The organism is Mycobacterium sp. (assembly GCF_040509115.1).
Classification (GTDB): Bacteria; Actinomycetota; Actinomycetes; order Mycobacteriales; family Mycobacteriaceae; genus Mycobacterium.
In genome coordinates, this window is sequence record NZ_JBEVLO010000038.1 from 1 (window position 1) to 5,712 (window position 5,712).

At 69.3% G+C, this 5,712-nt stretch carries 6 protein-coding genes; all 6 read left to right on the forward strand.

Features of this window, described 5'->3' with window-relative positions; all coding sequences use genetic code 11:
• Nucleotides 1–301, forward strand: a 301-nt coding sequence (locus ABW137_RS03225; RefSeq protein WP_526396823.1) for a triphosphoribosyl-dephospho-CoA synthase, incomplete at its 5' end; no start/stop codon positions are given.
• Nucleotides 289–600, forward strand: coding sequence for a malonate decarboxylase acyl carrier protein (mdcC, locus tag ABW137_RS03230; protein ID WP_526396825.1), 312 nt, complete (start codon nucleotides 289–291; stop codon nucleotides 598–600). The genes ABW137_RS03225 and mdcC, both read left to right, overlap by 13 nt.
• Nucleotides 597–2,324: a biotin-independent malonate decarboxylase subunit beta gene (gene mdcD / locus ABW137_RS03235; protein ID WP_526396827.1), complete on the forward strand. Its 1,728-nt coding sequence runs from the start codon at nucleotides 597–599 to the stop codon at nucleotides 2,322–2,324. The genes mdcC and mdcD overlap by 4 nt, the downstream gene beginning before the upstream one ends.
• Nucleotides 2,321–2,929: a malonate decarboxylase holo-ACP synthase gene (locus tag ABW137_RS03240; RefSeq protein WP_526396829.1), complete on the forward strand. Its 609-nt coding sequence runs from the start codon at nucleotides 2,321–2,323 to the stop codon at nucleotides 2,927–2,929. Before mdcD ends, ABW137_RS03240 begins: the two co-directional genes overlap by 4 nt.
• Nucleotides 2,926–3,903 carry an ACP S-malonyltransferase gene (locus ABW137_RS03245; RefSeq protein WP_526396831.1) on the forward strand — a complete coding sequence of 326 codons (978 nt, stop codon included), beginning with the start codon at nucleotides 2,926–2,928 and terminating at the stop codon, nucleotides 3,901–3,903. The genes ABW137_RS03240 and ABW137_RS03245 overlap by 4 nt, the downstream gene beginning before the upstream one ends.
• A 147-nt stretch (nucleotides 3,904–4,050) precedes the next feature.
• On the forward strand, nucleotides 4,051–5,667 hold the full coding sequence (gene mdlC / locus ABW137_RS03250; RefSeq protein ID WP_526396833.1) for a benzoylformate decarboxylase: 1,617 nt from the start codon (nucleotides 4,051–4,053) through the stop codon (nucleotides 5,665–5,667).
• Nucleotides 5,668–5,712: the final 45 nt, after the last annotated feature.

Here is a 5,712-nt window from a genome sequence, read left to right on the forward strand (position 1 = left end):
GGATGCGCTGCTGGCGCTCATCGCCCACCTCGACGACACGTGCATCCTGCACCGTGGTGGCCGCCGGGGGCTTCGGGCCGTGCAGTCGGCCGCGGCGGCGGTGATCAGCGCGGGCGGCTTGAGCACGCCAGGCGGCCAGGAAGCGTTCGCGACGCTGGACGGGCTGTGTGCAGAACGCGGGCTGTCTCCTGGCGGCAGCGGTGATCTGCTGTCGGCGACCATGTTCCTCGACGCTCTCGATGGCAGCCCCGTGGCCCCGCTCGCCCTAGACGAAGGGAATTCGGCGACATGCAAACCCTGACCTACGAATTCACCGCCGATCGCCCCGCAGGCTGCGCCGTGCACATCGGCGTGGTCGGTTCCGGCGACCTGGAGATCCTGCTGCAGCCACCCGCTCCCGACGAGTCCGCGACGCAGGCCACGGTTCGGGTGCGCACCAGCGTCAATGGCTTCGACACCATCTGGGGTGACGTTCTGTCGCGATTCTTCGCACGCACCGCACTCGCGGGTCGGTGGGAGCTCAACGACTTCGGCGCTACCCCCGGCGTCGTGAATCTGCGGCTGCGCCAAGCCTTCGAGGCGGCGGTGGGCGCGTCATGACCGACAGCCCACTGGTCGGCCAGACCTGGCAGCAACTGCTGGCTCGGCACAGCTTCATCGAACTCGACGCGCTCGGCCGCGCCACCGCCCTGCTCGACGACGGCGCGGCGCGGGTGCTGGCCGGCCCGTTCGACAGGCTCGAATCACCATGGCTGGTGCCGCAGGGGATCACGCCGCAGTCCGACGACGGCACGGTGATCGCCCGTGGCACCATCGGTGGGCGGCCCGTCGTCGTCGCCTCCATCGAGCAGGGCTTCCAGGGTGGCGGCACCGGTGAGGTGTCGGGAGCCAAGATCTCCCAGGCGCTCGAACTGGCGGCGGCCGATTCTCGGGCAGGCACGCCCACGGCGGCGGTGATCCTCTTCGAGACCGGTGGCGTCCGGCTGCAGGAGGCGAACCTCGGCTTGAACGCCGTCGCCGAAATATGCTCGGCCGTCCTGGATCTGAGACCGTACGCCCCCGTCGTTGGGGTGGTGGCGGGCACGGTCGGATCATTCGGCGGGATGAGCATCGCCGCGGGGCTGTGCACCTCGCTGATCGTGACCCCGCAGGCCCGCATCGGGCTCAACGGTCCCGCCGTCATCGAGCAGGAGGGCGGTGTCGAGGAATTCGACTCGAGTGATCACGCCCTGATCTGGGCCGTCGACGGTGGCGAGCAACGGCATGCCACCGCGCTCGCGGACACCCTCGTCGCGGACGACGTCGACTTGCTTCGCGCCGCGGTCGACGGTGCGATCGCCGCCGGAGTCCCGGCACCGGGCAGCCATCGCAGCGAACGCGTCGACGTGCTCGCGTCCCGGTTGGCGGTGCTGGATCCGACGAACCCTCCTGCGCCACTGGCTCTTCGGTCGCTGTGGGGTGATCGATTCGTGCCCATCAGCGGATCCGACGGGTCTCACGCCGTGGCACGGACGAGTGGTGCCACCACCCGCGGCGCCACCTGGTTGGCGGCGCTGAGCGGTGGCGCACCCGTCGAGTCCATCATCCCGTCGGTCCAGGCCGCACACACCGGCGATGCGCTCTACCTGGCAGTCGTGCCCGATCCCGACAACCCCTACCACCGCGCGCGTGAGGGCCAGGTCGGCCTGACCGAGTCACTCGCGCTGGCGCAAGCGGTCCGACGTCTCGCAGACGCCGACCGCGACGCGGACGTGAAGACCCCCATCGTGGCCGTCGTCGACCTTCCCAGCCAGGCCTACGGGCGCATCGAGGAGATGGCCGGTCTGCACCAGGCGATGGCCACCACCGTCGACGCCTACCACTCGGCCCGCGTCGCCGGCCACCCCGTCGTTGCGATGGTGGTCGGCACGGCGTTGTCGGGCGGGTTCCTCACCCACGGCTTGCAGGCCAACCAGATCCTCGCTCTCGACGATCCGAAGGTCGAGATCCACGCCATGCACGAGGCTGCCGCCGCGCGCATCACTTTGCGCACGGTCGAGGAACTCAACGAACTCGCCAAGACCGTGTTGCCGATGAGCTACGACGTCAGAGACTGGGCGAAGCTGGGGCTCGGCAGCGGGCTGCTGCAGGTCGAAAACCCCGATCGCCCAACCGAGAAGGACGTCGTGACGGTCGGAGCCGCCATCGCCGAGGCGATTCGGCGGGCGGCCGCGAGTCCTGTCGACCTGTCGAACCGGCTCGACTCCGACGACGCCGTCCGCGCGCGGCACGCCTCTCGGGCCGTACGGGATCTGCTTCGTGCCCAGTGGCCGGGCGGGGCATGAGGCTCCGGCCGCACGACCTGATCCGCCTGGCGGATGGCGCGTCGCCGGCGTTCGACGCGCCGGGCTGGGTTCGAACCACACTGCGAGAGACGCCGTGGATGGTGGTTCGGCGCGCCAATGCCCCAGTGGGATTCGTGGCGGTCGGAGTTCGCGGCACGGAGCGCTCGCAGCGTCACGCGCTCACCATCCCGCACGGCGCGATCGGCGACGTCGTCGAGCCGGAAGAGCTCGCCGCCCTCGACTCGATCCGTGACGTCGCCGCGTTGCGCGCCCTCGCAATGGTGCGACCGCACCTGGACGACTGTGCGATGCCGTGGGGCCCGACGGGCAGCGTTGGCTTCGAGCTCGCGACCGGCTCTCCCACCGTCACACCCGACAGCGACCTGGACCTGTTGGTACGCGCGCCGATCCTGAATGAGGTCGTGTTGCAACGGCTCCTGGACTTGTCCGGGCGCTTGCGCCACGGGCCTGTCCGGGTCGACTGCCAGGTCGAGACGACCAGCGGGGCCGTTGCTCTCGCCGAACTCACCTCGATCGGTTCCGAGGTGCTGCTGAAGACGTCGAGCGGACCGGACCTAGTGCGTCTCGCGGAGCTGCTGGCGTGACCCTCGCGCTGCTCTTTCCTGGGCAGGGATCCCAGGAACCCGGCATGCTGCACACGCTGCCGCCCAGCCCCGCCGTCACGGCGACCCTCGCCGAAGCCGACGACGTCCTCGCCGAGCTGGCCTGGTCCGGCGACCTCGATACCGTTGCGGCGCTTAGGGACACCACGGCAGTTCAGCTTGCTCTCGTGATCGCCGGAGTTGCCTGCGCCCGCGCCCTGACCAACGACTACGGCTTGACCAACGACGGCCTGACCAACGACGACGGCCTTTTGCCTGCCTTCGTCGCAGGCCACTCCGTCGGCGCGTTCTCGGCCGCGGTGACGGCGGGTGTCCTCACTCTCCGCGAGGCTCTCGGTGCGGTCCGGTTGCGCGGTGACCTGATGCGCGAGGCCTGCGCTGGACGCGCGTGGGGGATGGCTGCGGTCACCGGACTGCCGATTCGGGCTGCGCGACAGATGGCCGTGGACGTGTCCACCGCCGCAGAGCCGCTGTGGCTCGCCAACGTCAACAGCGCCACACAGACCGTGCTGAGCGGCACCGCCGCAGCACTGGTCGCCGCGGAGCAGGCGGCAAAGACATTGACCGCCCGGTCATTCGAGCACTTGGACGTGTCCGTCGCCTCGCACTGTCCGCTACAGGACGGCACGGCGTGTCAGCTGGCCGCACACCTCGCCGACCTACCCCGGCGCAGCCCGACCGCGCGCTACCTCACCAACACCGGTGGCCGCAGCGTCGGCACCGCCGACCAGGTTCTCGACGACCTCGCCAACGCCGTGGCCCAACCGGTGCAGTGGTACGACGCCACCCGTCTGATGGCCGAGTTGGGAGCCACGGTCGCCGTGCAGCTGCCACCGGGGCGGGTGCTGTCGCAGCTGTTGCGGTCGGCCGCTCCGTCGATATCGTCGATCGCCCTGTCGGACACCGGATTTCAGGATGCTCGGGTCATGGCACGCCGCGCGTCGACTTCCCGCTAGCAGGAACCGAAGATGTGCGGGCAGCGTCACCCGCAGTTGGCGGTCAGCGTCGATGCTCCGGCCGCCAATGCTCGTCAGAGTTAGCACCAGTCAACGGGCGACCGCCCGCGGACCGGCGCAACTCCGACACGAAAGATGGTGAGACCAATGTCAGAAGAACAGACCGTCCACGACGTCACCTACGATCTGCTCCGGAAGCTGGGGATCACCACGGTTTTCGGAAATCCAGGTTCGACCGAACAGACCTTCCTGCAGGACTTCCCCGACGATTTCACCTACGTGCTGGCGTTGCAGGAGGCGTCGGCATTGGCCATGGCGGACGGCTTCGCCCAGTCCACCGGTACGCCGGCGTTGGTCAACCTGCACACCGCGGCGGGTACCGGCAACGCGATGGGCAGCCTGGTGGCGGCATACCGGGCCAACACCCCACTGATCGTGACCGCAGGCCAGCAGACCCGCGAAATGTCGATCATCGACCCCTACCTGAACAACCCCGATGCCACCGAATTTCCGAAGCCGTGGGTCAAGTGGTCGTTCGAGCCGGCGCGGGCCGAGGACGTGCCTGCGGCCTTCATGCAGGCCTACGCCGTCGCGATGCAGGAGCCCAAGGGGCCGGTTTACCTGTCGATCCCGCTCGACGATTGGCAGAAGCCTGCCCTCGGCCCCGCGGTGGTGAGGACCGTTAGTCAGCGCACCGCCCCGGACGGGGAGCGACTCCGCGAGTTCGCCGACCGGATCGATCGGGCGCAGCGGCCGCTGCTGGTGCTCGGGCCGGAGGTCGACCGGGCCGGCGGCTGGGACGCAGGGGTCGCCTTCGCCGAGAAACTGGGGGCACCCGTGCGCGGCAGCTCCCTGGCCGATCGGGCGTCGTTCCCCGAGGATCACCCGCTGTACGCGGGCCCGATGCCGATGACCATCGCCGAGGTCAATCAGGTGCTGCAGGGTCACGATCTGGTCATCGTGATCGGCGCCCAGGTCTTCCGCTACTACCCCTACGTCGCCGGTGAATACCTGCCGGAGGGCACCGAGCTGATTCAGCTCACGGTCGATCCCCATCTGGCGTCCGTCGCTCCGGTGGGCGACAGCCTGCTCGGCGACGTCCGAATCGGCCTGGAACAACTCGTCGATCTGATCGACGCGCCCGTGGGGCGGCCAGCCCCGACCCCGCTCAACCGGGATCGCGCCGTGCGGACCTCCGCGCCGGGGGAGCGGCTGACGGCCGACGAGGTGTACTCGACGTTGGCAACCGTCAAGCCCGACGACTCGGCCGTGGTGATGGAGTCGACGTCGACGATGGCCGAACTGGCGCAGTGGCTGCCGACCACGCGGTCGGGCAGCTACTTCGCCACCGGTAGCGGTGGCATCGGCTGGGGCGTTCCTGGAGCCGTTGGGCTCGCTCTCGGCGACCGCGCGCGCGGAGTCGAGCGGCACGTCGTCGCCACCATCGGCGACGGTTCGTTCCAGTACTCCATCCAGGCGATCTGGACGGCTGCGCAGCACGAGCTGCCGATCGTCTTCGTGGTGCTGCGCAACGAGGCATACGAGGTGCTCAAGTCGTTCGCGCTGTTGGAGGAGACGCCCGACGTGCCTGCGCTGGACCTGCCCGGACTCGACATCGCCGCCCTGGCAACCGGTTTCGGATGCCGGACGGCCGAGGTGAGGACCACCGATGACCTCGCGAACGAGTTCAAGCTGGCATTGGACGCCGACGGGCCAACGGTCATCGTGGTTCACACCCAACCGGAACTGCCACATCTCGGCTGACGATTCGCCGAGGTGTGACAACGAGCTCGGCGGGGGCCTCGAACC